25 protein-coding genes are annotated in these 26,910 nt (G+C 46.0%); 12 read left to right on the top strand and 13 right to left on the bottom strand.

Features of this window, described 5'->3' with window-relative positions:
* Window positions 1-238 precede the first annotated feature (238 nt).
* Entirely contained in the window at window positions 239-1,624 is a 1,386-nt protein-coding gene (locus ACJJIP_RS10005; RefSeq protein WP_444946814.1) for a S8 family peptidase, read from the top strand.
* A 100-nt stretch (window positions 1,625-1,724) separates the two neighbouring features.
* Here ACJJIP_RS10005 and ACJJIP_RS10000 read toward each other — a convergent pair whose 3' ends face one another.
* The 4 genes from ACJJIP_RS10000 to ACJJIP_RS09985 form a co-directional block, all read right to left on the bottom strand.
* Entirely contained in the window at window positions 1,725-2,198 is a 474-nt protein-coding gene (locus tag ACJJIP_RS10000) for a GTP-binding protein (RefSeq protein ID WP_444946813.1), read from the bottom strand.
* Entirely contained in the window at window positions 2,188-3,024 is an 837-nt protein-coding gene (locus ACJJIP_RS09995; RefSeq protein ID WP_444946812.1) for a GTP-binding protein, read from the bottom strand. Before ACJJIP_RS09995 ends, ACJJIP_RS10000 begins: the two co-directional genes overlap by 11 nt.
* 97 nt (window positions 3,025-3,121) lie before the next feature.
* Window positions 3,122-3,505 carry a hypothetical protein gene (locus tag ACJJIP_RS09990; protein ID WP_444946811.1) on the bottom strand — a complete coding sequence of 128 codons (384 nt, stop codon included), beginning with the start codon at window positions 3,503-3,505 and terminating at the stop codon, window positions 3,122-3,124.
* The gene (locus ACJJIP_RS09985; protein WP_444946810.1) at window positions 3,506-3,940 is read right to left on the bottom strand and encodes a site-specific integrase; all 435 of its coding nucleotides are present in this window, start codon (window positions 3,938-3,940) and stop codon (window positions 3,506-3,508) included. It lies immediately after the preceding gene.
* Between the two features lie 52 nt (window positions 3,941-3,992).
* Here ACJJIP_RS09985 and ACJJIP_RS09980 point away from each other — a divergent pair, with 52 nt between their 5' ends.
* From ACJJIP_RS09980 to ACJJIP_RS09965, 4 genes are all read left to right on the top strand, one after another.
* The gene (locus ACJJIP_RS09980) at window positions 3,993-4,211 is read left to right on the top strand and encodes a hypothetical protein (protein ID WP_444946809.1); all 219 of its coding nucleotides are present in this window, start codon (window positions 3,993-3,995) and stop codon (window positions 4,209-4,211) included.
* Window positions 4,212-4,343: 132 nt separating this feature from the next.
* Window positions 4,344-5,630: a tyrosine-type recombinase/integrase gene (locus ACJJIP_RS09975; RefSeq protein ID WP_444946808.1), complete on the top strand. Its 1,287-nt coding sequence runs from the start codon at window positions 4,344-4,346 to the stop codon at window positions 5,628-5,630.
* A gap of 842 nt (window positions 5,631-6,472) precedes the next feature.
* Window positions 6,473-7,486 carry a cytochrome-c peroxidase gene (locus ACJJIP_RS09970; protein WP_444946807.1) on the top strand — a complete coding sequence of 338 codons (1,014 nt, stop codon included), beginning with the start codon at window positions 6,473-6,475 and terminating at the stop codon, window positions 7,484-7,486.
* A 653-nt stretch (window positions 7,487-8,139) separates the two neighbouring features.
* Window positions 8,140-8,358: a hypothetical protein gene (locus ACJJIP_RS09965; RefSeq protein ID WP_444946806.1), complete on the top strand. Its 219-nt coding sequence runs from the start codon at window positions 8,140-8,142 to the stop codon at window positions 8,356-8,358.
* Between the two features lie 291 nt (window positions 8,359-8,649).
* Here ACJJIP_RS09965 and ACJJIP_RS09960 read toward each other — a convergent pair whose 3' ends face one another.
* From ACJJIP_RS09960 to ACJJIP_RS09940, 5 genes are all read right to left on the bottom strand, one after another.
* Window positions 8,650-9,657 (bottom strand): hypothetical protein, encoded by a 1,008-nt coding sequence (locus ACJJIP_RS09960; RefSeq protein WP_444946805.1) that lies wholly within the window; start codon window positions 9,655-9,657, stop codon window positions 8,650-8,652.
* 181 nt (window positions 9,658-9,838) lie between these two features.
* Complete coding sequence (locus ACJJIP_RS09955) at window positions 9,839-10,132, bottom strand: PAAR domain-containing contractile injection system baseplate protein (protein ID WP_444946804.1); 294 nt, start codon at window positions 10,130-10,132, stop codon at window positions 9,839-9,841.
* 2 nt (window positions 10,133-10,134) lie between these two features.
* Complete coding sequence (locus tag ACJJIP_RS09950; RefSeq protein ID WP_020413591.1) at window positions 10,135-10,713, bottom strand: DUF6931 family protein; 579 nt, start codon at window positions 10,711-10,713, stop codon at window positions 10,135-10,137.
* A gap of 16 nt (window positions 10,714-10,729) precedes the next feature.
* Window positions 10,730-12,637, bottom strand: a complete 1,908-nt coding sequence (locus tag ACJJIP_RS09945; protein WP_444946803.1) for a type VI secretion system Vgr family protein — start codon at window positions 12,635-12,637, stop codon at window positions 10,730-10,732.
* A gap of 163 nt (window positions 12,638-12,800) precedes the next feature.
* The gene (locus ACJJIP_RS09940; RefSeq protein ID WP_282953525.1) at window positions 12,801-13,289 is read right to left on the bottom strand and encodes an Hcp family type VI secretion system effector; all 489 of its coding nucleotides are present in this window, start codon (window positions 13,287-13,289) and stop codon (window positions 12,801-12,803) included.
* Between the two features lie 350 nt (window positions 13,290-13,639).
* Here ACJJIP_RS09940 and ACJJIP_RS09935 point away from each other — a divergent pair, with 350 nt between their 5' ends.
* Complete coding sequence (locus tag ACJJIP_RS09935) at window positions 13,640-13,804, top strand: hypothetical protein (RefSeq protein WP_444946802.1); 165 nt, start codon at window positions 13,640-13,642, stop codon at window positions 13,802-13,804.
* A 421-nt stretch (window positions 13,805-14,225) separates the two neighbouring features.
* On the opposite strand, the gene ACJJIP_RS09930 is transcribed toward ACJJIP_RS09935, so the two are convergent.
* Together ACJJIP_RS09930 and ACJJIP_RS09925 are read right to left on the bottom strand one after the other, a co-directional pair.
* On the bottom strand, window positions 14,226-15,170 hold the full coding sequence (locus ACJJIP_RS09930; RefSeq protein WP_444946801.1) for an urea transporter: 945 nt from the start codon (window positions 15,168-15,170) through the stop codon (window positions 14,226-14,228).
* Between the two features lie 490 nt (window positions 15,171-15,660).
* A complete protein-coding gene (locus ACJJIP_RS09925) occupies window positions 15,661-17,706 on the bottom strand; it encodes a S8 family peptidase (RefSeq protein ID WP_444946800.1) in 2,046 nt (681 codons plus the stop codon).
* Window positions 17,707-18,577: 871 nt separating this feature from the next.
* Between ACJJIP_RS09925 and ACJJIP_RS09920 the strand changes: the two genes are divergently transcribed.
* The 5 genes from ACJJIP_RS09920 (at window position 18,578) to ACJJIP_RS09900 (ending at window position 24,167) form a co-directional block, all read left to right on the top strand.
* Entirely contained in the window at window positions 18,578-18,967 is a 390-nt protein-coding gene (locus ACJJIP_RS09920; RefSeq protein ID WP_444946799.1) for a hypothetical protein, read from the top strand.
* Window positions 18,968-19,360: 393 nt separating this feature from the next.
* Window positions 19,361-20,059 carry a response regulator transcription factor gene (locus ACJJIP_RS09915; protein WP_444946798.1) on the top strand — a complete coding sequence of 233 codons (699 nt, stop codon included), beginning with the start codon at window positions 19,361-19,363 and terminating at the stop codon, window positions 20,057-20,059.
* Window positions 20,056-21,423, top strand: a complete 1,368-nt coding sequence (locus tag ACJJIP_RS09910; protein ID WP_444946797.1) for a sensor histidine kinase — start codon at window positions 20,056-20,058, stop codon at window positions 21,421-21,423. The genes ACJJIP_RS09915 and ACJJIP_RS09910 overlap by 4 nt, the downstream gene beginning before the upstream one ends.
* Window positions 21,424-21,544: 121 nt before the next feature.
* Entirely contained in the window at window positions 21,545-23,536 is a 1,992-nt protein-coding gene (locus ACJJIP_RS09905; RefSeq protein ID WP_444946796.1) for a TonB-dependent receptor, read from the top strand.
* 64 nt (window positions 23,537-23,600) lie between these two features.
* Entirely contained in the window at window positions 23,601-24,167 is a 567-nt protein-coding gene (locus tag ACJJIP_RS09900) for a PepSY-associated TM helix domain-containing protein (protein WP_157533436.1), read from the top strand.
* A gap of 182 nt (window positions 24,168-24,349) precedes the next feature.
* On the opposite strand, the gene ACJJIP_RS09895 is transcribed toward ACJJIP_RS09900, so the two are convergent.
* Together ACJJIP_RS09895 and ACJJIP_RS09890 are read right to left on the bottom strand one after the other, a co-directional pair.
* Entirely contained in the window at window positions 24,350-24,916 is a 567-nt protein-coding gene (locus ACJJIP_RS09895) for a carboxymuconolactone decarboxylase family protein (RefSeq protein ID WP_026305015.1), read from the bottom strand.
* Window positions 24,917-25,177: 261 nt separating this feature from the next.
* Window positions 25,178-25,717 (bottom strand): peroxiredoxin-like family protein, encoded by a 540-nt coding sequence (locus ACJJIP_RS09890; RefSeq protein ID WP_444946795.1) that lies wholly within the window; start codon window positions 25,715-25,717, stop codon window positions 25,178-25,180.
* A gap of 201 nt (window positions 25,718-25,918) precedes the next feature.
* Here ACJJIP_RS09890 and ACJJIP_RS09885 point away from each other — a divergent pair, with 201 nt between their 5' ends.
* Window positions 25,919-26,812 carry a LysR family transcriptional regulator gene (locus tag ACJJIP_RS09885; protein ID WP_020412755.1) on the top strand — a complete coding sequence of 298 codons (894 nt, stop codon included), beginning with the start codon at window positions 25,919-25,921 and terminating at the stop codon, window positions 26,810-26,812.
* The last annotated feature ends 98 nt before the right edge of the window (window positions 26,813-26,910 follow it).

Below are 26,910 nucleotides of genomic sequence, written 5' to 3'. Positions count from 1 at the left end.
GCGCCACAAGAATAGAAAGAAGCCGGCAATCACCTAAGAAGGATACATCGGTTGCCACTACTATCCCTGTGGGCAAAATTGAAACATAGGTACTAATTTTGTCTCGATATCCAGCCATGACTTGCTCAGGCATATATCTTGCATAAACCCTAACGTGCCCTGTCACAACAGGGACATTGGTACTAATGGTTAGGATGTCACACCCCGTCGGCTAAATCATCATGGAGAGATAACAATAATGAAGTCACTGTTGAAAAAATCCACTCTAGCAGGTGTGTTTTCACTTCTATGTACAGGCTCCTTCGCCACCCAAATGGATAACATAAGTAGTTCCCCAACAACTGACCGGATCATTGTGAAATACAAGCAGGATTCCACGATCGGACGGTCAGCGAGCATGACTCAGGAAACCGTGGAGAAGGCCTCTCGTCGTGCAGGCCACAACTTGCGCCACTTGCGGCGCATGGCGACGGGTGCACAAGTCATGCAACTGGGAAGCCGAAAAAGCCAAGCCGAGATCAACCTGATAATCAACCGCCTAAAACAAGACCCCAATATTGAGTACGCTGAGCCCGACTTGATGATGCACCCTATGGCGGTCCCTAATGACCCCAGCTATTACGACCAGTGGCACTACTTTGAAGCTGATGGCGGACTGAATTTGCCCGCAGCCTGGGATATAACTCAGGGGGAGGGCGTGGTAGTAGCAGTTATTGATACCGGTTACCTCGCTCACTCAGACCTCATGGACAACTTGCTGCCTGGTTACGACATGATTTCGGATTCCGATATCGCTGTAGATGGGGATGGTCGTGATAGTGATGCCAGTGATCCCGGGGATTGGTATACCGATAGTTACTGCGGAAATCCACTGTATCCCGAGTTTGATAGCAGCTGGCATGGCACTCATGTGGCCGGCACCATTGCTGCCGTCACCAACAACAATATGGGTATCGCTGGGATAGCTCATAAAGCAAAAGTGCTCCCCGTTCGAGTACTCGGCCGCTGCGGCGGTTACACTTCTGATATTGCCGACGGCATTGTCTGGAGCGCTGGCGGCTCGGTTAGTGGTGCACCAGCCAATGAAACTCCGGCTCAAGTACTGAACTTGAGCCTGGGGGGCTTTGGCCTCTGTGGAAGCACAACTCAAAGTGCCATTAATACGGCCCGTAGCCTGGGCGCTACCGTTGTTGTTGCGGCGGGTAACTCTGGGCGGAATGCCTTCTGGTTTTCGCCAGCTAACTGTTCAGGAGTCATTACTGTATCCGCGACCAACCGCTCCGGAGGGCTTGCTTATTACTCCAACTACGGCAATGTGGTCGATGTCGCTGCCCCCGGAGGTGAAACTAATTCGGTGGAATCCGATGGCGTTCTCTCTACATTAAACAGCGGAGCGCGAACTCCCGGTAGTGATAGCTTCGCATACTATGCCGGTACCAGCATGGCCGCTCCACATGTTGCCGGTACAGCTGCACTTATATATTCAGTCAAGCCCGATGTTACACCAGATGAGGTTGAATCTATCCTAACCAGTACAGCTCGAAGCTTTACGGGCTCTTGTCGGCGCTGTGGATCAGGCATTGTTGATGCGGCGGCAGCCGTTGAGGCCGCTATAGAGAATTGAATTGTAGAAAGGAGTTAGTTTGATTAAAGATCGGCACCTCGTCGGTCTTTTACACTTTTCCACCAAAGGATCTAGCCGGGTACAGAGGGGAGGTTAATATTCATCCTTGCTCCCATGCGGGAAATGGATCATTCAATGTCGCCCAGTATTCTTTGCCTCGTAGTACTTCGTCCTCGCTTAGCAGGCAATTATCAAGCGCTTTTGTCATGCTGGTTTGATTCAGACTCTGGCCAATAAATACTAGTTCTTGCCGCATATCACCAAAGGGTTCTACCCAATGTTTTTCAATGGAGCTGCGATAATTCTCGTCAGTGGGCCAGTTTTCTTTGGGTACAGCTTTCCAGAACATCCCGGCGAAACCATAGTGGGCAATGCCTCCCGCTTGACTCCATTCGCCTGCAAACTCAGGGCGGGACGCCAGCCAAAAATACCCTTTGGAGCGAATTAACTTGCCGTGCCTTTCAGTATTGTGCAGAAATTGATGAAATTTTTCTGGATGGAAGGGTCTACGTGCTTCGTAGCTGAAACTGCTAATGCCATACTCTTCAGTTTCAGGAACGTGCTCACCTCGCATCTCTTTGAGCCAGCCAATGGAAGGGTCTACGTGCTTCGTAGCTGAAACTGCTAATGCCATACTCTTCAGTTTCAGGAACGTGCTCACCTCGCATCTCTTTGAGCCAGCCAGGTGCTTGCTGCGCGCGCTCGAAGTTAAATAAGCCGGTACTTAGAACCTCGTCAATATCGACTTGCCCTTGAGAGATCGGAACTATTTTTGCCTGCGTATTTAGAGTTCGCAGAATGGCCTCTAGGCGCTCAACATCAGAAGGGCCAGCTAAATCTGTTTTACTGATCAGAATGACATCTGCGAACTCGACTTGGTCGATCAGTAAATCAGTTACACTGCGTTCGTCGTCCTCGCCTAATGATTCACCAGCATCCTGTAAAAATACTGCCTCGTCATAGTCCTTTAAAAAATTGACTGCATCGACCACCGTCACCATTGTGTCCAAACTGGCAACATCAGAGAGAGAAACACCATTTTCGTCGGCAAAAGTGAAGGTTTCTGCAACGGGTAAGGGTTCAGAAATCCCTGTTGATTCAATAACGAGATAATCAAACCGTCCTTCCTGCGCAAGCTTAGTGACTTCCTCCAGAAGGTCTTCCCGCAGCGTGCAGCAAATACAGCCATTACTCATTTCAACAAGCTTCGCCTCACTACGGTTAAGAGAAACTTCGCTCTGTACTTTCGTCGAATCAATATTGATTTCACTCATATCATTGACGATTACAGCAACTTTTTTGCCTTCGCGATTGTTCAGTATGTGGCTAAGTACGGTAGTTTTACCGGCACCTAGAAAACCTGAAAGGACGGTGACTGGGAGTTTGTTTGTATGTGCCATTAGCCTCTCCGCACTCTGAGTATTCATCCATGTGTACTAGGTTAATCAGATGGTGAGCAATGATATATCGTATCTTTTGCAGGTCAAGCTATTTCATTTATATGAGGGCAGGGCGGCAGTAATACCGCTCCTCCTTTACCCGCTTACTGCGTCCACTTTCATGCCGCTCCCGCATGTCGGAATCAATGTAGCGATCGGTCGTAGCCATACTTGCATGGCTCGCATCATCGCGCACATGCTCGCGGGGGCGGTACTTCATATCTTCAGAAATACCGGTATGGCGGAGCCAGTGCACAGTGGCAGCCTTAAGATCTTCAGCATCTTCCCCTAAGCCTTCTTCAACCATCCGTTGGTGGGCAGCATCAAAGCAGTTTTGAACAATCAGGCGAACCTGTCGGGTACTGGTAACCGGTCCCTTGCCACGGGACTTGTGCACCAGAGGTGTCTGCTCATTAATGCTGGGCAGAGCAGGGAGCTGCAATTAATTTCTGTAGCGCTTCAAGGCCTTCAACATTTGGTCGCAAACAGTGATCGCCCGGCCTTTGTTACCTTTACCCGTAACATGAAACCACCAGTTTTCGTCGTGATCTTTCTTGAAATCACCCATAACTGGTGCCGATCTTTCATCTGCAACCAACTCAGAGATGCGAAAATACATAGCGAATAGGGCGTTCATAATAAATAAAGTTCGCTCGTGATCAGTTGGTGATGTCTCGGCCATGATCTCAGCAGTCTCCAGGACATAATCCCACTGCAAGTTGCTGATTCGACGTACAACCTGGCTTTGTTGCTCACGTCGAACAAACTTACTTTTCTGGCGAATCAGTGCCACAGGATTGGCTGGAACCAAGCCTTCCTGAAACAGGAAGTCGAAGAAAGAAGTCAGTGCAGTAAAGGTACACTTGATGGCCGCCAATCTGAGTTAACAACGCGTTCGCCATTTCTAGTTTTAAAACGGGCAACATTGTTTGTACCGTGGACTGCCAAGTAAAGTACTATTTCTTTACAGCTACAACGGTAGCCAGGCAACGTTTAACAGTTATCGCCGCGAACTTGAACGACTACTGCAATGGGCTTGGCGTATCGAAGAAGTTTCAATCTTGTCGCACAAGCGTGAGCATATCGAGGATTTTGTTCAATTCTGTATTGAACCGCCGATTGCCTGGACGGTATGGACGTCCAACTAGACTCAAGAAGACGAGACCCAGGGTGGCTAAAATTTCCAATAGTGTCTACTATTGGAAATAACGTATGATACAATTCTTTACAGCTTTTAAATTATTAAATTCGATTTTTCATTCTTAGTAACCAGGTTCTTTATGTCACAGCGCTTTGATGCGATGCCACTTTTTGATTCCTACCGTCCTTTTTATGCTCTTGATCGAGGAGAATTATTCTCGGAAGATGCTCCTGCAGTGAAAAACTTCGTACAGTCAATGGCTAGCTCTGTGCCAGAGGCCATTATTGATTACCGACACGTAAAAGACTTTCTTTGGAGTAAATGTCGACGCTCAGAAGCGACTTACAACGCGTTTAGGAGCGAATCTGAGCGTTTTTTGTTATGGGCTTGGTGCATACACTGCAAGTCAATTGCCATGATGAAAAAGCGAGACATTGAGGCTTACATCGATTTTGTCGTCAATCCACCAAGAAGTTGGATTGGAACACAGGTATGTAGAAGATTCTTGGTCAATAATGGTTTAAAAGAGGCTAACAAGGGTTGGAGACCATTCGTAGCGAAGCTCAGTAAGGCTGAACGGAAAGAATCTCTTAGGAGTCCTTCCGTTTCAGATATCAAACCAGATACTGGTGATTATGCTCTTGCTCAGAAGTCTTTGAGAGAAGTCTTCTCAAACCTGAGCGTGCTGTATAACCACTTAGTTGAAGAAGACTATGCATTCGGAAATGTAATTGCAGCCGTCAAAAAGGCATCCCCCCATCTAATTATCGATGTATCAAACGATTCAGTGAAACGTTTGTCTGCACTGCAGTGGGAGTATGTTTTGGAAAGTACTCGGGCAAAAGCTGATGAAGATCCGACCTGGGAGCGGCACCTTTTTATTGTTGCCAGTATGAAGAGTCTTTATTTACGTGTTGGTGAGTTGTCATGCCGGCCAAAATGGAACCCCAAGATGGGGGATTTTTACAGGGAGGAAGATGACTGGTGGTTTATTGTATTTGGAAAAGGAAACAAAAAGAGAAAGGTTAGCGTACCGGTTGATTTTTTAGACTATTTACGAAGATATCGTATTAGTCGTGGGCTGGATGGGCTGCCAGCAGTTGGCGAGTCATCCCCCCTACTCCACCCAATTCGTAAACATAACCCAGGGCTACGAGCACGAACAATCGCAATATTAACTCAGGAAGCGTTTGATCTAGCCAGTGAAAAAATGGTTCAGGACGGCTTTGAAGATGATGCAAAAGTCCTATTGGCTACTTCTACGCATTGGCTTCGTCACACAGGCGCCTCAATGGATGTTGAAAGTAGAGCTCTTAAAGACCTGTCGGCAGATCTGGGACATGGAAAGTTAAGTACTACTGATAAAGAATACGTCCATGCAGATGATAAAGAGCGGGCAGCATCAGGGAGAACGAGGCGAGTTTGAAAATTGTCAACAGTACTGCTGGATCATGCTGCTTGTGGCTTGCGGTGGAGAGTTGTTGGTTGAATGAACTGGCACGGGAAAAGATCATGCAGCGAAATGGATTCTCAGGGTTGCTGAGGTTGTCGAATGGTTGGTGGCAGACGTAGAGCCTTTAGATTGTTGTTGGAATGCGGCAATTATACGTGGAATACACTCAAATATAAATATTCCGATATTCAAAAATATCGGAATTAACACAGCCCATTGATCCCCCTCACGTTTTCAATTTTGGGCAGTTCGACTTAAGCACTTAATTTTCGCCAAATAAAGTACTTAATTTACAACTAAAACACTTAATCGTGTATCCATACGTCTCTATTTAGGATACGTAGACCAATATAAAAGTTAAACAGATATAACAATAAGATTAAAGGCTTCCTAAAACCTAAAAGCTCTAACTAAAAAGTTAACCACATTCAGATAGTTAAGGAGTCATTTATGTTCGAGAAAATATTACACCACCAACCGGCTAGCAGAAATACGAATCATTTCTCTTTGGAGATACCGATAAATATCCCTCAACCCTACACTTCCTCGCCATCTCAGAAATTGCCCTGCAATTTTAAAGGTAAATAGCAAGACTTCAATCTCGCCAAATCCAGTGCACTCAATGTATAGGTCAAGTTGTGAATAATATTTGAAAAAATATTTTGTGAACAATTTTGGATATTCTAAAAATCAATAAATTTTTTGTTAAATCATGGTATCAGCTGAATGAGCTACCCTATATAGTGGCACCGCCTAACCTTGATTAAAAGTAGGTTAGTTTTCATTGTTTTTTGAGATGTGGGAGAGATACCAAAGTGATTAAGAAAATTTTTTCGAAAAGAGATCTAAAGCTTCCAATCATTGGCGGCTTGATAGCGGCAGCAAGCTTGCTACCAACAACAGCAACGGCCGAAGTTGATATAAATCAATTACGTCAACAATCAAAAATTATGTTCGGCACTCTCTCAGAAACTATGCCAGGCAGTGAGAATGACACCCCAGCTATGGTTGAGCTTGGAAAAACACTGTTCATGGACAAACGGCTTTCAGTCAATGATAGCCAATCCTGTAACAGCTGCCATCAAGTAGGGAACTACAACGGCTCGGGCGTTGACAATGAAACGACATCACCGGGAGCTTTACCTGGTACCAAGGGTGATCGAAACTCTCCAACGGTCTGGAATTCAGGATTCCAGATGGCTCAATTTTGGGATGGTCGCGCAGAGGATCTGAAGGAACAGGCTAAAGGTCCAATTTTAAACCCTGTAGAGATGGGAATGCCTTCAGAAGAGGCTGTTGAGACAAAGATTTCAAAAATTGCCGAATATCAAGAAATTTTCAAACACGCCTTTGGTAAAGAAAATGCTATCTCTTACGACAATATTGCTCAGGCCATAGCTGCATTTGAGCGCACCCTGATTACGAATGATCGGTTTGATGATTTTATGAGTGGCGATGATCAGGCTATGACAAAAAGTGAGTTAAAGGGCTTGCAAACCTTTATCAACACTGGTTGTTCAGCATGCCACAATGGTGCAACCTTGGGTGGAAACATGTACCAGAAGATGGGGCTAGTCAACCAATATCCACACCAAGAAGATTTAGGTCGTTATAAAGTTACAGGCCTTGAAAAAGATAAAATGATGTTTAAAGTTCCAATGCTACGCGATGTAAGCAGAAGCGCTCCTTACTTCCACGACGGGCGTGTAGAAACCATTGAGCAGGCAATTTACGATATGGCTTGGTACCAATTGGGACAGAAATTAAGCACACAACAAGTAGATGATATTGCAACTTTCCTAAACGCTTTAGAACATCAAGCTCATTAAGCTATTTCCCACCCTTCGGGGTGGGCCCCTTTCGCTCTATTTAATTTTGGCTAGGCTCGCGGATTTCAAATCACTAGCTCATTGATAACTTATAATCATTCAGCCTTGCCTTTGTGTATCAGCCACATTCAGAGATAGCAGCTAGCAGACTAAACAGTTTCCTGATTGCTAACCAGTTGATAATGTATAGTGCTCTAACAATATCTATACCAAGTCGGAAAACTGAAATCCATAGGGAGATGTACAGTTTTCAGCTACCGATTTGCGGCAGCTCCATTGAATTACTGTTCACTACCTGAGCATTCAGTCATCAGATGTCCTTATCCAGGATTACGGGCACGAACAATTACGATACTTACTCAAGAGGCATTTGATTTAGCTAGTGAAAAGATAATGCGAGATGGTTTTGAGGATGATGCGAAAGTTCTCCTGGCCACATCGACTCATTGGCTTCGTCATACTGGAGCCTCAATGGATGCAGAAAATAGAGATCTTAAAGACCTATCGGTAGATCTATGACATGGGAAACTGTGTACTACTGATAAAGAATATGTTCACGCCGATGAGAAAAAGCGTGCAGTTTCAGGGAGAGCGAGGCGAGTTTGAAAATAAATTATACATCAATAGATTGCAATTAATAGAAAAATAGTATTTTGAACAATGATGTATTGGTCGTCGACGCGCGCTATCACTTGATCTTCCCCCAGACAACTGCAACAAGTCGAGCCCTAATGATGATCGCGGCCAACAGCGGATTGCTCGAGGCCGTTGTGACGGTACTCAGTGATGCAGCGCTTCCATTCTGGGTTGAGCTTCTCGCGGCCAGATGGGAGGAGATTTTGTATCTCATCGATAAAGACATCATTGCCTGACGTCTCCCAAATGCTTTGCTTCTGTAGGCCCGCCCTCTTCTCAATATCGAGCTCCTCATTGTGATATACGCAGATTGAGAATCTGTTCTAGCATAATGCGGGGGATACTGGTTAGTTCTGCAAACTTATTGTGATTGATACCTTCGATATTGGTAACTACCCGTCGTCTTTTTTAGGGTACGCTTGGAATTCTGGGCACAGTTCACTTGAATACGGGCTAGGATATCTTATTGTAGTAAAGGAAATTCTTCAATGATTTAAAATTAAGTGAACTGTCCCCCGGATTTTTCTTTATTGGTTAAGCAAGCTCGGATGTATTTTTCGATTACCCAAAATATTTCCTACAACTTTCCCAACTTCTTGCTCAGTGGGAAGTTGTGCTACGTCATACGCGAACCATGCCAGTGAGTCTGCATTATTCACCGCATTCATCACACCAATTTCTTGCATTTTTCTAGCCGCATTATCTTGTCCACGTAACATTTTTAATGCCTCTTGCTCAACGATTTTGAATACTTCATCACTAGACTTGTCCTTATGAATATTAAGATATAAAGGACCAAGTTTACCGATTTCTTCATCTAATTTATCCACAATGCTTCCATCATCCTTGAAGTACTCATGATCCACTGTATCCGCGAATTTATGTGTCCCCTCGTGTATCAGAGTGACGGTGCAGTATATATCACCTTTTGGCCAAATTTTTTTGAAATTCAAATGGACGGGGTGATAGTGAGGCTTCATATAGCCCCCTCCATTGAGTTTTCCCCCCAACATCGAGATTAAGCTGTTGCCCCCTTGCCATTGCGCTTTCTTCATCTTATATGTTTTTGAAATATAATTGGGCACGCTTTCAAAAATGTCCACCCACACAAAACCCGCCATATTATCCGTGGGGTCCCCCCAACCTATTTTCTTCATGACAGAAGTCTGAAGTTTTGCCACGATGGGCATCTGTTCCCTGTCTGCAAGCTCCACCCCCCTTTTCAAACCCGCCTGAGTTCTATTTAACCGAGAAATTATCGCGTTTAAACAAGGGATGTATTTTTCTGATGAACTATCTGCGGGAAGGCCGAAGTAGTAAGAAAGTAAATTATGAAATGTACCTGGAACCTTATCAGGGGTAACAAGAGCTGTGGCGCATACTTTCATCGCCCGATTCAGAATTGCCTGTGCTTCATCCAGCCAATATCCACATGATTTTTTTACTTTCGTTTGAAAGAGGGCCGATGCATCATCCTCGACCAACACGGAAAAGCTAACCCCATGCTTAATGCTGCGACTAATTAGTTTTGCCATGACGATTCTCCTATGATCCCTTATTTTTAGGTAATAACTGCAATTGATTCACACAGCGAGTAGATCATCTCGCTGCCCTATAAATAATATATTCGGCTTTATTTCGCCCCTGCTTGCTCTTGGTCGACGGTTTAATCGGTTCATAATAAATACACCTTGATAAGCAATGATGACGTGAAACTTAACCGCCAATCAAAACTGTCGGACATCCGATTACAATCTTGCCGCCATGGCCAGTTGTATCTCCCATGCGGGCAGCAGGCTTCTTTTGCAGCAGTACGGTAGTGCTGCCCATAGCCACAGTATCTGGTGGTCCTACACAGGTACAGGCACTGCCAACCGTAGCTGAGGGCATTTCGCCGATAATGACCGTTGGAGCACCTGGGCTGAGGATCGGCCCGCCGACGTGAGGTACAGTACCTGTCACCATCGGACAGACATGCATATCCGTAATCCGTGAAGCAGGCTTGCCCATATTTAGTCCTCTATCCTGCCATTACCGCCACGTGCCAGATCCAACCCTTGATTCATGTATCTTGCGAATCTTTTGCCGGGATCCACTGGATCAGATAAAACTGCAGCGAGAGTGACACTACCAGCGACGGCGTGTGCATAAAGATGTTCTGGCGGCTCAACCACAGGCTCACCTTCCGCCGCCAGACTTCCATGGCACCAACTCGCTGCTGTAGCTGCCCAGCTCGCTGGGGTTTTGTGCTTGGTTTTATCGCCCAGGGTTTTGCACTTTAACCGAGTCTCTTCGCTGGGTTTTTTGGCCCAGCTTTCCGCAGCGACTAATGCATTTACATTGTCTTCATCAGTTTCTGGGCTTTGAATATCCCGAGCTGCGAGACAGGCCCACCAAACAGCTTCCCGTTTGGGGAGCCCATGTGCCAATAGTTTGATCGCATCGGGGTAAAGACCCGCGTCAACCAGTTGGTTAATGCTGACCTCGGGCGCAGTATCGGGCACCAGGTGCTCTTCCGCTTCTTCACTCACCTCAAAATTTTTTAGCAGCTCCGCCGCGGTAAGTGCTTGTACTTTGATCAGGTCAGTCATTCTTAGTTAATCCCCATCAGTTGATCATAGTCACGCCGCCTTTCAGGGTAAGCATGCCGCCGCCTTTAACTTCAGCTGTAGCATCTCCCTTGCAGGAAAGCATTGTACCTTTGATGGTGATTCCCGCTGGGGTTAGCTTAATACTACTGCCCCCAACCTTTAATTCAATTGAAGCTTTTGAGGATATCTTGATAGCCCCCATAGCATCTGTGGTTTGCGATCCTTTGCTAATCTTGAGTGTGTGATTTCCAGAACCAATCGTGACAGTCTGGTTTCCTTTATCCACATTCAATTTTTGGTCACCTTTGGCAATGGTGACCACTTCGCTACCATCAGTTACGGTAATGCTACGATCCTGTTTAACTTCCAGAGTTTGCTTGTTTTCTATTTTGCCAGTTTGGTCATTATGGATAACAAAGTTGTGATCCTTACCGGCTTCCATATAGATTTCTTCGTTGCCACCTTTGTCATCAAAGCGCAACTCGTTAAAGGTGCTGCCCTCATACTCGGTTTTCCAGCCACTTTGGGTGGCGGTGTAATTGGGGCCTGGATTATCGCCGTTATATACTGCACCGGTAATCAATGGTCTATCCGGGTCGCCATTAATGTAGGTAACAACCACTTCCTGGTTTACCCTGGGTACAAAGTTTGCCCCCCAGTTTTTTCCGGCAAAAGACTGCATCACTCTGACCCAGCAACTATTTTGTTGTGAGTTCCAGGGGAACTTCACTTTCAGTTGGGTGTAGGGGTCCTGAGAGCTGTCGGATGCGGTTGCTTTTACTTCCAATACACGTGCCACTTGTGGTGAGTGTATTTTCTTTGCAGAAACATTCGGCTGTGGGCGTGGCATTACCGCAGATGGAATACAGCTGAAGGTATTGTGGAAGTGGGTTTCGTTACTGTTACCGTCTGCAGCTGAAACATGCACAGACGTAATAAGATACTTCCCCTTTTCTGACGACAACGTGTGATCAAAATTAAAACGTCCGCCGGCAGTAAAGGAGGGGCAGTCACTACATCCATGGCTGACATCAAATAGCGCTTCCTGTGCTTCCATAGCACGTTCTGCCAGTGCTTTATGGTAACTATCAGTAAATTTGTGTTTGTGTTCACCATCAGCCTGGAAGTGGTTCAGGCCATATAAGCCGCGCATGTAGTTAGAAGCATCATTCAGCTTACTGGTGGTTTTAACTTGCTGCTTATTGTCTTTGGTAGCAGTAAATTCACTGTAATCTTTGAGCTCAAAACCGCCGCCATGGTAGTTGAAGTTTCTTCTCCAGCTACTCACTGTGTTTTTTGTGGGATGGCTACCGCCTCCGTCATACTCAATTTTTTCACTTTCACAGTCGTAAAAATCTTGAGGATCATCGCAGAGTACAAGCTCATGCTGCCCTTCAGAGTGCTTGAAGTAGTAGGAAATACCCTCTTCAGCCATTAAGCGATTGATAAATTCAAAGTCGCTTTCATCAAACTGTACACAGTATTCACGGGTGATGTATTCGGCATTTAGCTTTAAGGTCAGTTTGATAACCTTGCTGTATTCACCAAGCACTTCTTCAAGAATTTGCTTGGCGGACTTCTTTTCGAAAACTCTGTTGGAGCCTCCGAGGCTCGTGAACCACAGGCCAGGTTGAAGAATTGCGCTATAACTACGCACGCCTTCGGCGTTTACATCGTGAAGGGAGAACTGGGTAACATAGCCGTTAATATGGCGTGGTGTCTCAGAGTGGTGAATCGAAACAGTTACTGGTTTGCCGACAAGATCTTTTTGCTCAATAGCGTGATCATCAGAAAGAAGTTGTACTTCATAGCGGAATAGCTTGGAGACATGCTCCTCGCCTTGTAAGGTCGTTGCGATCAAAGCATCCGAGCCGACTGGGCTGTCGACCGTAATCATTCTTTTATCTTGATTGAGTGTAGCCATGGGCAGCCCCAACTATCCCTACGGTGCCAAATAAGAAATGAGATTTTAGAAATCTGCAGTTCTTTAGGTCAGTGCTCGTATAAGCACTCAGCTAAAGAACTGGAGGGCGGTAGCCCGCAGGTACTCTGCAGGCCACCGTTCAACCCGAAAAGAGTCGAACCAATTACAGCGGAGTCGCTGTGGTGAGGTCGTATCCAACCTTCATGTTCTTCGGGTTCTTGTTGGTCTTATCAGCGTGGTCGAGTTCTGCTTCGATTTTGGCGAAGCTCAGAGAGATGGACTCCTGAGGAGCGCCACCGGCAGAAGCACCAATGCTGTAAGAGGAGATGATTACGTCAGTCAGCTTGTAAACCGCGTATTTTTCTACAGAGTTGGCGCCGGTCTGTACAACATGAATCTCTACGGGCACACCTTCGTCACCAGTGACAGAAGACTTGAACAAGCCGCCGGAAGCTGCGTCGATGCGCTTGGTGAGAGTAACTTCGCTCAGGCTTGGGCGAGAGGCTTCACGGTTGGAGGTAGCACCGGCTTCCATGGTGATACCGCGGCCAACACCAAAGTTGAAGCTGTCAACTTCGATCCAGTCTTCGTAACCTTTGGCGGTGACGTTGCCTTTAGTAGCTTTGTTATTGAAGTTCAGGTAGATAGACATGGGGATTCCCTCTTGTTTGGCTTTTGATGTTGGTGGTTAACCCTTTACCACGGCGATGAGTCAGTAGCTCAGTTAACGTCGCAGTGGTAACTGGGGTGATTTAAACAGAGAGAAAAGCAAAGAAAAACCATAATTTTTCGTTATTTAATCGACTCTGGCACCAATTATCCGAAGCCCTTTTACTGTTGTTGGGTATATGCCCGCTGAGCGTATTCGACTCTGACACCAATTAAATATACAGAGAATTACAGTTTAATTTTCCGTCTCACAAAAATTTAGAAGGATTTTGAAAATTTTAAGAATATCTAGCTCTCTCATATTAATTGAAATTATTTCAATAAAGAGTGGAATTGAACGATAAGATACGTATTGTTCGGCCGAGTGGCTCTCCGCCCGGCCCAGAGCAAGCTGAAAGTGGGTTAACGGAAGATGGTGATGTCACTGTCGTTGTGCGTCAGGATGCTGCCAGTTCCAATGACCGTCCACCAATTCCTGGAATTAATCATCACTGGTAGAATTATTAATATAGAAGAAGCTTGCCGCATTGGATTAACCAACGAAGTGGTACCAAAGGGAACCGCTTTTAATCGTGCAGTTGCGCTGACACAGTTTATCTCTCCCCTTCCCTAGCCAGTTATTCATTCCGATAAAGGGGCTGCCATTCGCACCTATGGACAAGATCTTAAAGACGGTCAGAGTATTGAAGCTGAATGCTTAAGCAACACATGGCACATGCAGCAGTTGCAGGTACCCTAAATTCTTCCGATCGTCGAACCATTATTCGGATGAGTGAAGAATTCCTTTGGAGTTACTTTCGATTTTACCGAGCTGATCAGTGGACCTATCGTCTATTCGGAGTAAGTGATTGTTGAAGAGGTTGGTGCCCTATCATGCCAATAGTTTTCGTGGTGATAGCGCTTGTTCTGATTTGCTGAATTAACGACCTATTGCGAGCTCCCTCTTTAATAACAATATAATCCAGCTGGAAATAACAAATGGAGCGCTTAAAATAATAATATCAGCACCCATAAGGGCCATCGCAATTGGAACGGTTAATACACTACCTGCAAGAGGGGCTAGCCACTGCTTACTTCCATTTGATAGTGCAATAGCACTCAGAGATGCGTTGTAGCCAAAGATTCCAGCTAGGATTAGCGTTGGTGGTAAAGCTAGGAACATGGCCAGGAATGTGGCAAGCAGTCCACCAATTATGCTCCAAAGCGCATGAGACTTATTCGAAATGAAAAGTCCAACTAAAAAGCAAATACCGGTAATGGCATTGTTTTGAAATATAATCTGGCCTATACCTTCAAATATCCCCCATGTTGAAATTTTTTCATTCATGGGTGTTACGGCTGGCGCTAGGTCCTGTGTTGGGGCAAATATCCATATAGCCCATATCACCAGAATGTATGGTGCAGTATAAGGCGGAAGGAAAATGTGAAGCATCATAAAGCGTATGATCAATACTGTTAGAGCGCTTCCACCAATAATTAATAAAATAGTAATTGGGGATGGAGCATATAATAAGAATATGACTATACCGATCAAGGCTCCATTGTACCCAAATAATCCCTCTTCAATTTGTTTCACAGGGTAATGCAAAATTCCTGCACAAACGGTCGCTGTGATAACACCAAGTGCTGCTCCAAGAGCCATGGTAACCGAATTAACTGCTACTCCGGATAAGAATAGAACACCACTTAATGCGTTTTTTTGAAGGATGACTTGGCTTACGCCTCTGAATAGACTAACTAGATAGTATCTGATTTTTGTAGGTGTCGACTTTGTCATTGAGATTTTACTAGGGACTTTTGATGAGATTTTTACTCTTCGGGCAATCGTCAGCAAGTGCTGCCACTTGATTTCGGTAATCTTCATTTAGGATTGCTATGTACAAACTATTGCTCCTATTTTTCTACTTGATTATGAGATGCTCTATTAAATTATATGGTGTTCTCGAGGAAGCTTTGAAGTTAGAGTGAGGGAGGTTGTTCTCATTAAATTTCTGTCATGATGATGTGAGTAAAATGCGACGCTAGATACAGCATGTAAAGGCTACCCTCTGTGTCCAGCTGTAGTGACTACGGCACGCTAGGTGATTAGGTTGGAGCAATATGTCGCGATACGCTCGGAAACGATAACCTCAGTATGGCCCGGCCTTCGTCCTGCCAAAAAGACGAGAGTGTAATTTCCAAGTGCTGTAAAGAAATAGTCGATGCGCTATACCCTAACAAAATACCAGTCAGCTTAGCTGACTGGTATTGGGCTATATTGGTCGCCTTTTATGTTATTTGATCACAGTTACCTGGGCCGGACTGGTATGGACCCACCCTACAGAAAACTAACTGTAGGGCGGGTGTCAGCCTAATTACTGAGCACTAGCGCTAAGAGTAACGCCGGAGTAGTCTGAGTAGGCGCGAATGCTGATATACCAGGTGCCTGCATCTGGATTGCTGATATTGCAGCTTTCATCATTGCCCCATTCGTAGGGACGGCAGTCATATGCCGTGCGGGAAGGCTCTTGGCCGTAGCGCACGTAGAGGTCAGCATCGCCAGAGCCACCTTCCATAACGGCGCTCAACGTTGAGGCTCCGCTATTAACATCAATGGTGAAGTGCTGCCAGCTGTTGCTGGAACCAGTAAGGCCAGTCTGTTCCCAGTTATCGCTACCGCCACCGCCGTTACCTCCGGTGTAGCTACCTTCGAGGCTCACGCCGGAGAAAGAGCTATAGCCACGCACCATGACGTGATAAGTTCCGCCCTGTACGTTAGCGATGTCACAGGTTTCGTTGTTACCTGATGTGTAGGGGCGGCAGTCATAAGTGCTGGTAGTCGGTGCGCTGCCAAAGCGAACATAGAGGTCAGCATCGCCGCTTCCACCAGATATTTTAAAGGAGAGGTCCGTGGCATTTTCGGGGACATCCAGGGTGAAGTAAATTTCCTCACCACTGCTACCCTCGATACCGGTCTCAGTGACACCGTTTTCGAGTTCTCCGCCATCGTTACCACCACCGCCACCATCACCACCGTTGGCCATGGCTACGGCCGCAGCTGCATCGACTATACCGGTACCACAGCTGTTGCACGAAGCAGGGAAACTCCTCGCGGTGCTCGTGAGAATTGATTCGACTTCGTCTGGTGTAAGACTGGAGTCTACGGAATAAAGCAATGCCGCAGCGCCTGCAACGTGGGGCGCAGCCATGCTGGTGCCCTGGATGTAATAGTAACTGTCACTGCCGGGGTCAGTGGTGCCGTTGTTATAGGTGGAAAGAATGCCATCGGAATCGTTGGCGAAGCTCTGTGCTCCTCCTGGCGCTGCAACGTCTACCACATTGCCGTAGTTAGAGTAGTAAGCACGGCCGCCACTGCGATTAGTCGCAGCGACTGAGATCACCCCATTACAGTTCGCAGGGGTAAATTGGCTTGCATTAGTATTGCTATTACCGGCGGCTACAACAACGGTAGCGCCGAGGCTGCGAGCGGTATTGATGGCATTCTGCGTGGTAGTGCCGCAGCTGCCGCCGCCGCCAAGACTCAGATTAAGCACCTGGGCAGGATTGGCGTTGTTCGGCAGGCCACTGACAGAACCGCCGGCGCCCCAGATCATGCCATCGGCAATATCTGAGGTATAGCCCCCGCAACGGCCGAGTACGCGTATTGGGACTATCTTGGCCTCGTAGGCGACACCGGCAATGCCTATATTATTGTTGGTAACCCCAGCGATAGTGCCAGCGACATGGGTGCCGTGCCAGCTGCTGTTGCTTGAAGAGCTATCGCCGCAAGTTCCAGAACTATACCAATCACCTGGATCGGTAGCATCACTATCGCGGCCATCGCCATCCACTGAGACGAAGGTATCGGAAATCATATCGTAGCCCGGCAGAATATTGTCTGCCAGGTCGGCGTGGGGACGATAACCAGTATCGAGCACTGCAACCACTGCCCCATTGCCCTGGGTGACATCCCAGGCTGATGGAAGATTCAAACCGCCGGTGGTTTCATAGTAGTGCCACTGATTGAGATAGCTTGGGTCATTGGGTACAGCCATCGCTCGCATGATCAGATCCGGTTCTGCGTATTCAACATCCGGGTCCTGGTTCAATCGCTCGATAATTGCGTTTACTTCAGCTCTATTTTTCCGACCTTCCAGGCGCATTATCTGGGCGCCAGTAGCCATACGACGTAGGTGCTGCATTTTATGGCCGGCACGACGGGAGGCTTTTTCTACCGTTTCCTTTGCCATGATCGTAGCCCGTCCGACCTTAGCGCTTTCCTTGTACTTCACAATGATGCGATCAGTCAGCAGTGTGTTGTCCGCCTCTTCCGCATGGGCAGCGAAAGGCGCTGTACAAAGTAACGAAATTGCACTTGCCAGAGCTGTCTTTTGCAAAAGAATTTTCAATGATGATTTCATTATTGTGGTTTCTCCGAAGTTATTTTTATCCAAGTATCAAAAAATATTTTGATATTTGGATACTTCTGAACCGCCCTGTCTTAGCTAAATAAATTCGCTAAAAGGTAAACCCAAAAACTGCTCAATTTAGGATTATTTAGTTAGCCAGGGCGAAGTTGGCACCACTGTTTCATTTTTGGTGCGAATCTATAACGACTTAGCAAATATTGTCCTCATCGAAGACTCTGAAAGTGACGTGACCTACAGCGACAAATTTAAACTTTTCATAAAAAATTTAAGTGATGTGTAATTTTCCGCAAAAAAATCGTGATGTGGTTCACGGAGGATGCCAAGGAAAGAGGTTAATAAAACTCTTATGAAAAAAATTATGATTCACTTTCGTTGAAATAATATAATGTTATATCATATCAAAATAATTTTTCTTAACTAGAATTGCCAATAGTTGGGAAGCCGCCTTAGTAGGGTAAAAAGTTGCCTTTCACATCTGAGATAGCAAAGAGTTCCTGTTGATATTTCCTCAACATTTCAACTTAAAGAAACTTCGACTTAGCAGCCTTGGCCTTCAATACGCGATACGCGTCTTGCGGGTTTGTCGGGGCGTGGGTCCGGATTATGCGTCTGTACTTTCTAGATCATTGAGCGTTGCCGGGAGCTGTGAATGGAGTCTCGCCATGTTGGGTCTTGTATCAAGTCCAACTCGATAACGCCTTTTTGAACGAAGCAACTCCACGGCATGGACCAATCTTAGAGGATTGTTAAAATAATGATTAGCGACACCCATCAAGGGTAGTAAATTCCGTGTTTATCGATACCCCACTTAGTTTTCAGCATTTATATTGTTAAGTTGTAGTTTGTACCAATGAAAATTTTTTTGAGAAAAACCTACGTTATTTTAACTTCTCTTTTTGCGGCAGGAATGCTCGCAATGAACATTCTTGCTAAGGACAGATATTCCGAGATCCACGGTCCTGTAATTTTGTATGCCTTTACTTCTCAACTTGTACTTTGGTTGCTGGTAATGCCAGCTCTATTTCTGAATAAGAAATGGGCATACTTTGCGTCCATTTCTATATTGCTATTCCAGCAACTGACGGTTGTTGTACAGGGAACTTGGAAACTAGATACTTTCGGATTTTTTGGAATCTCTTTGATATTGTTTCACTGGTTTAGTGATGGGGAACTCTTCACTAAAGGAACCTCCAGACAAGCCGTTAAAACCGATCCGTCGAATAGATATGCTCCACCTCAATCGGAGTTGTAAGCGCCCATGGGTAGGTTTTGGCCTACCCCAGTTCCTCAGAATCCAGATATTGAAAAGAGCTTATGGCTCTCAATTAGGTCTAGAAAATCACTGGAGGTTTTGACATTTGAGGACCTTGTTTTACGAGAAACGCCTGACCGAGTACCTATCTACACAAAACATCAACTCATATATATCAGTGAAAGCAAACAAAAGCTTAAAAATCACAGCCACTTTACAAAAGTGGCTAAAAATTACACTACTCCTATTCCAAAGTCAGCCACGAGAGGACTGAAAAGCTTTAAGGGGTATCTCTAACCAAAAGGATGAGATCATTGAGCGGGTAATTGTATTTAGACATTGCCCATTGTGGTAATTTGGCGTTCAAAGAGTTTATTTTCAGCCGATGTCACAATGAGCCAAAAACCGCCTGCACAATTCAATATCCTGATCGTTGAAGACGATCGTGAGCTCAATAATCAACTCAGTGAAATGATCCAGAGCGCGGGATATCAGGTAAATGCCTGCTATGACGGCAATAGCGCACTGTTTCAAGCTGCGAAGCAACAACATCAGTTGATTTTGCTCGATTTGATGCTTCCAGAAATGGACGGTATTTCCTTGCTTAAAATATTGCGCAAGACAAACCAAGTGCCGGTCATAATTCTAACGGCTATGGGGGCCGAGGAGGAGAGAATCACTGGCCTGCGCCATGGGGCGGATGACTATGTGGCTAAACCATTTAATAAGACTGAACTGCTATTAAGGATTGAGGCCTTATTGCGCCGGAGCCAGCCTGTGCAGGCAGAAACTCTCAACCATATGGAAATCGATAACCTCCATCTCAACCTAAATACTCAGAAAGCTTTTGCCGGGGAATTGGCGATTGAATTCACTGCTATTCAGTTCAAGCTGCTGTGGGAGCTGGCGGTGCATCGGGGAGAGGTTCTGAGTAAAGCATACCTTTCTCAACAGGTTCTCAACCGCACTTTAGGTGCTTATGATCGCAGCTTGGATATGCATTTAAGTCGGATCAGACGTAAGTTGGCCGGTGCAGGTTGGCGTGGAGACCGGCTGCAGACAGTACACGGCAAGGGGTATTGTCTAAAATGAGCCGCAAACTCCTTTGGAAGCTTTGCCTCCTAATTACCGCAGGTATAGTCGCCCTCTTTTACACGATCAACTCCCTGACCATCCGTACTGAGGAGCAGATGAGCCTGCTTGAGCCATCTCATCGGGAGGAGTTGAAGCAGTGGGGTCAGGAGGCCGAAGCACTTTTTCTCTCTGGCGATAATTCGAAGTTAGATCGGTGGCTAAAAGCATTGCAGAAACAGGAGAATACCTGGGCCACCGTTACGCAGTATGAAGTGACACATATCGCTGGTGAGAGGGGTAACGAGCATCGCTATATCGGATACAACCTGGGCCGCGATGTTGAATGGAAGGTTCACCTGTATTTTGAAGATAATCCGGTGATGGAAATCCCTTTTGTAACTAAGCAAACCAGCCTGTTGATACTCCTTCCCGATAGAATGCGCCCCGGCGGCTACTGGCAAACTACCCGGCTGGTGCTTCAAATACTCCTCCCCATGGGGATTTTGGCCTTAGTCTCTCTATTGCTCTACCGCCACATTATGAACCCCCTGCGCAAACTGGAGCAGGCAACTCGGGAGTTCAGCCGCGGTAACTTCGATGTACGTGTACATCGCCAACTGGGCAATCGCGACGATGAGATTTCCCAACTGGCAAAAACCTTTGATCAGATGGCTGCTCGTATTGGTGAGCAAATTGTCAATCAACGTCAGTTGATTGCTGATCTTTCCCATGAACTGAGAACCCCCCTCACTCGCTTGGATATTGCTATCGAAAGTGCCAGCACTTCACATTCAGATAACAAAAATATCCAGCGCATTCAACGGGAGTCCTCCCATATACGGCGCTTGGTGGAAGATACGCTTACCCTTGCCTGGCTGGACAACGAGCAGCCTTCCGCAGGCATTGAAAATCTAGATCTGGTAGATCTTATCGATGTGATTGTGGAGGATGCCCGGTTTGAATTCCCCGATCGCACTATCTGTACCTACTTGCCAGACTCTGCGGAAATAAAACATTCCAATCACCAAGCGGTTGGCCAGGCCCTGGAAAATATACTGCGCAACGCAATGCGCTATACACCGGAGGGGCAGACCGTCCACGTCCTTCTTGAGAGAAACCGGGATGGAAACTTTGTTATTGATGTTGAAGATTCTGGGCCCGGAGTCCCAGAAGCATTATTGGACAGCATTTTTAAACCGTTTTTCCGGGTGGATCAGTCGCGTACATCGAAATCCAAGAATTTTGGCCTTGGTCTAGCCCTGGCGCGGCGCCAACTAAACAGTGTGGGCGCTACAGTGGTGGCCTCCAACCGCCCTGCCGGGGGCTTGTGTATGAGGATCATTCTTCCGGCTCAACCACCGATGTGCTTGGAGCCCGCATAGGCCAGGACTTTAGAAAAGCCTGAAGCAATCAAATGTAACAAATGCAACACCGCTGTACTTCATAAGTGCCAATAGGAATAATTCGCATTTGCAAATAAGTGACTCTGTGAAGGACAGCGAAATGGCCCGCAACATTTCTCACAACAAATACGCGTTAGTCCCCTTTATGATATCCAGCGCTCTGGCTTCTGGTATCAGCCAAGCCCAGCAGACGCAGCAAGAAGGTCCGACTGAAGAACCTTTAGAAACCGTGGTAGTTGTCGGCGTCGCCACAGATACCGAAATCACACCTGAAGAACTCGATAAGCAGCAGGCAAATGATCTTAGCGATATTTTTCGCCAGATACCGTCCGTATCTGTAGGTGGATCGCTGGGTATCGCTCAAAAAATTTACATCCGCGGTATGGAAGACACCCTTCTCAATGTAACCGTTGATGGTGCCCCACAAACCAGCACCCTTTTCCACCATATAGGCCGGGTATCGATAGAACCAGAGTTGTTGGAAAAAGTTGAGGTGCAAGCTGGAGCGGGCGAGGCTACCAGCGGGGCCGGTGCAATTGGAGGAGCAATCCGCTTTGAGACCAAAGATGCCGATGATCTGCTTGATGAAGGTGAACAGCTTGGCGCAATGGTGAAAGGCGGTTTATTCAGTAATGATGGCCAAAAGGCCAGTGCCTCAGTTTATGGCAAGCTCTCTGACAGCTGGGGACTACTGGGTTCATTTGTGACGGTTGATCGCGATGATATGGAGGATGGCGACGGTGACACTATCTATGGCACAGCCTCCGACCAGGATCTCGCATTTATAAAATTGAGTGGCAATTTATCTGAAGATCAAAAACTGAGTGTCAGCTTTGAACAGCGGGAAGAGTCCGGGGAATTCAGCAAGCCCCCCAACTGGCCCGCCCTCCAGAGAGCCATTCTCTACCCAATGGAAACTGAACGACAGACATTTGTCGTTAACCACCAGTTTTCACTCAATGAACTGATCAATCTGGAAACAACGGTTTACCACACAAAATCAGAGGCATGGCGGGAGCTATACGATTACAGGGCTTCCGTGGAATCCCTTGGCTTTGATTTGCGCAATACCAGTAGTATCGGCCAGCACACCATCAACTACGGTATAGAGGCCCGAGAGGATGAAGTGGAAGGCCTGGAGGGGGGGCTCTATTCCTGGCTTGAAGAAGGCCAGGTTCGCGGTGCCTATATTCAGGATCATTGGCAGGCTACAGATGCTCTGTTACTGAGTTTTGGACTGCGCTACGACAAGTATGAGTTGGAGCAGGTAACCCATGATGATGAAGCCGATAGCCAGGGCTTCAGCCCCAATATTGGTATGAGCTACTCGTTTACTGATGCGCTCACCCTCACCGTGGGCCATGCAACAGCGATGCGTGGCAAGGAGGTTGGAGATGGATTTACACTTTGGTCGGCAGAACTCGCTCCTGACCTGGATCCTGAGACCGTCGACAATACCGAGCTTGGGTTAGAATATAGCCAGGATGGCCTTGGGCTAAAAGCTGCTATCTACCGCAGTGCTATCGATGACGTTATTTTTGATCAGGTAGGGCGTCCAGTTTACTACGAAAATATTGGTGAACTTGAGACTGAAGGATTTGAACTCAGTGCCTCTTATGTGTGGGATCAGCTAAGCATCAGCGCCGCATTTAATCACAATGATTCGGAGCTGAATGGAGAGACTGTAGAGGGATATGAACACAACGGTTTGGCGAATGCTCGTGGTGATACATGGAACCTGACTGCCAGCTACGCGATTACAACTAAGTTGGAGCTGGGCTGGAATTTCACCCTGGTACAGGACTTGAATGATATTGAAGTCTTACATCGCTCAGTAGAAGTTGACGACGAAGTCGACACCACCCAAAAGGTCGATAAGCCAGGTTACCAAGTACACGATCTTTACTTGCATTGGGAACCTGGGGCAGATGATCGCCTAAATGTGAATTTAGCGGTGCAAAACCTGTTTAATGAGCATTACCGGGATCACTCCAGCGTAGCGGATTATAGCGATATCCCTGGATTTGGTAACGTAGCTGGCATTTATGAGGCAGGTCGAGATATTCGACTATCGGTAGACTACAGATTCTAATTTCCTCTAATTATTTTATTTACTATCAGGGCGCAATGCACTTGTATTGCGTCCTTTATTGCTTATGAAATCCAGAAACCGTTTATTGTGGATCAAGCTCCACACCTACTTTTCCTGCTTTTTTTTACCGATTGCAATATTATACATTGCCACTGGTGTACTTTATCTTTTCGATATAAAAGGCGGTGCTGAAGAAGAATATGAATATACTCTCTCATTGCCTGAAGGATTACCCAAAAGCGAGACAGAAACCCTGGGTGTTGTTTCCCCACTTATCGAGCCCAAACAAATCGCCCTGCCCTCGGATTTTTATCTTGAAGATGAATACATCGGTTGGTATGGCTACAAACGGGAAGTTTATCTAGAGCCGAACAAAGACCAAAATGGGGCTACCCTCCACATCAAGGAGCATGACCTCTGGCATCAGTTTTTACTGATTCACAAGGGGCATGCCGGACCTGTGTTTTGGTTGTCGGCAATTATGTTGGGGGCAAGCCTGGTGTTTAGTTTGATCAGCGGATTGGTAGTTGCTTTTGCTGTACCAAAATTCAGGAAAGCTGCCGTACAGTTTACCTCGCTTGGCCTCATCTCCCTGATTATTGCTTTTTTTATGGGAGGGAGCGGGATATAACTATATCTGGCATATCAAGATTTTAAAAAAATGGCGTATCGGAGTGGTTTACCATCACAAGCAATCGACCTGATACGCCAAGGGCGTCCCATTTTATAGATGCTTTACTTTTGTTGGTTCGCCCTCTTCATTAAGTCTGATTCTGGTAAGGATTGTGAAGATGATGCGTCTTAAGTTGTATCTTAGCTAGCTGAATCCATATTCTTACTCCAGGCCATAGGCAAAAACGCATCATCAAGACTGACTTTAAGATTGTGAGTGGAATAATTTGAGAGCACTTTAAGGCTGGTGCCAACAATCACTTCTAAAACAGCCTCCTTGGTATAACCAGCTGCGAGAAACCTCTCAACCTCTTCTTCTGTTGCCCATCCACGTTTCTCATTGATAAGGATGCAGAAAGTCCGTAACGCCTCGAGCTTAGGATCACCAATTGGCGTGCCGTTGCGTAGTGCCTTGACTACCTCCTTATCAACACCAGCCATTTTGGAAACTGCCGTATGTGCAGCCATACAGTAGGTGCACCCATTCAGGCGACTATTTGTCATCAAGATTATCTCCCGCTCTGTTTCACTCAAACGAGATTTATCAAATAGCTCCATAAGCGTTAGATAGCTCTCTACCATTACGGGTGATTCAGCCATGGTGGCCATTAGGTTGGGCACAAACCCCATTTTTTTCTTAGCGGCTTCTAGGGTTTTTTTAGAGGCATCTGGAGCTGTTTCAATTGTGTATCTTGTAAAATTGACCATGAGCTTTACCTTTATATTGCTCGATATAAAATTGCATTGAATATCCACAAAGTTTTGAACCATCAAAGCAATTATCTCAAATTGCTCTGTACCTCTTTGGCACTTGTTTTGTGTTAAAGAGGTACAGATGTTGTCCCACTATGCAGCCGTAGACTGACTCAACTTATCAAGCACTGGAAATAGGTTATTCGGCTCAGGACGACGTGTATAGTCAGGATTGACTTCCGCATAGGTGATAACTCCATCAGTACCTATGACATATCATGCGGGCATAGGTAAATTCCATTCTCCATCACGGTGGATGATTGGGAGTTCGACTTTGAACATCCTGTGGAACTCAATTACATAGGGTTGCAATGTCCAGCGGATACCAAACTTGGCAGCGAGTTCTCCTCCCTGGTCAGTAAGAATTGGGAAGCTCAATTTGTTATCTCGCTGGGATTTACGACTTTCAGCGGGGCCTTGCATGGAAATAGCTACCAGGGTTGCACCACGAGCTCTGATTTCGTCGGCAACCTCTTCCAGTGCCCGCAGCTCAATATTGCAGTAAGGGCACCATACCCCGCGATAAAAAGTTAGAATGACGGGGCCTTTAGCGAGGAGTTCATCCAAGACAACTTCTTTGCCTTCAGAGTCTTGCAATGCAAAATGTGGGACTTTCTCTCCTACTTTGATTGACTGCTCAACCTGACCACTATCAGCCAATTCCTTGGAGGACCGAGCAAAGGCTTCGAGCGCACCTGCTGGGGCCTGCTTCTTAAACACCTCTTTAAAAGCATCTAGTTTCTCTTGAAGAGACATAATCTATTCCTCTAATCGTTTAAATTTTCAGCCTGGGGCGATGGGTAAACTCCGATGTAACCAAAAGGTTACGAACATGACTCTTGAATTAGCCTTCAAGTAAGTATCTACGCCAAGCCACTATCGAGAAGATTAGTTACTTTGAAATGTGCTATAAACATGCTATTTTGAAACTCATTGTATCCACGAAGGACACAATCAATGTTTCAGCAAGCTCATTTGAACGAGATAGTCGTATTTATCGCTGTAGCCGAGCATGGGAGCTTTACAAAAGCTGCAGCATCATTGAACTCAACCAAATCAGGCACGGGTAAGGCCGTTAAGAAGCTTGAGGAGGAATTGGGCCTTAAGTTATTCAACAGAACAACACGCAGTATCAGGTTGACAGAAGAAGGCAAGATATTTCTTGATGCCGCTAAACATGCGATTGAAACAATCAATGACGCTAGGTTACTGCTGAATGCTAGAAAGGATGAACCCGCTGGGCGCTTACGTATCAATTTACCGATAGGAATTGGTCGAAATATTGTAAGTGCTTTAAAAAACTTCACGCAGTTACATCCCAAGGTTACTGTCGAGGTTTCTCTTTCAGACAGCCTAGAAGATGCTATCAGAGGTGAATGGGACGTCGTTGTGAGAATCGGTAAACTAGAAGATAGTTCTTTTATCGCAAAAACATTGTGCGAATCCAAACGTATCCTGTGTGCTTCGCCAAAATATCTATCACAAAAAGGTAAACCTAAGACTTTAGAAGAGCTGAGAGAACATGACGCCCTTGTATTTCGAGCACCTACTGGAAAAGTGAGAGCCTGGTCATTTCGAGAAAATGATGGTTCAATTATTGAGTTTTCCCCTTCCCCACTGGCAATATTTAGAGATGGACGAACTTTAATAGACGCAGTTGTTTCTGGTATGGGTATAGCCCAGGTATACGATAAAGCACTCGACTCTTCTATTCAGAGTGGAGAAGTTGTTGAGTTATTTCCGGAGAAAGTGGTGCCTGGCCCACCTGTTAGCGCACTGATTCCTAGCGGGAGAGCTATGCCTGCAAAAACAAGGGTTTTCATCGATTTTTTGAAAAATGAGCTTAATTAAGCTTCCGGATACTAAATGTAATAATCCAAATACCACCTGGTGCTGGCTCTGTTGTTTGATCCAAAGGTTCCAGGAAGTCTGTAAAGCTCAGCACTACA

Source organism: Microbulbifer variabilis (assembly GCF_052467165.1).
The sequence above is the reverse complement of the archived record's forward strand: the minus strand, read 5'-3'. Positions and strand labels throughout refer to the sequence as shown.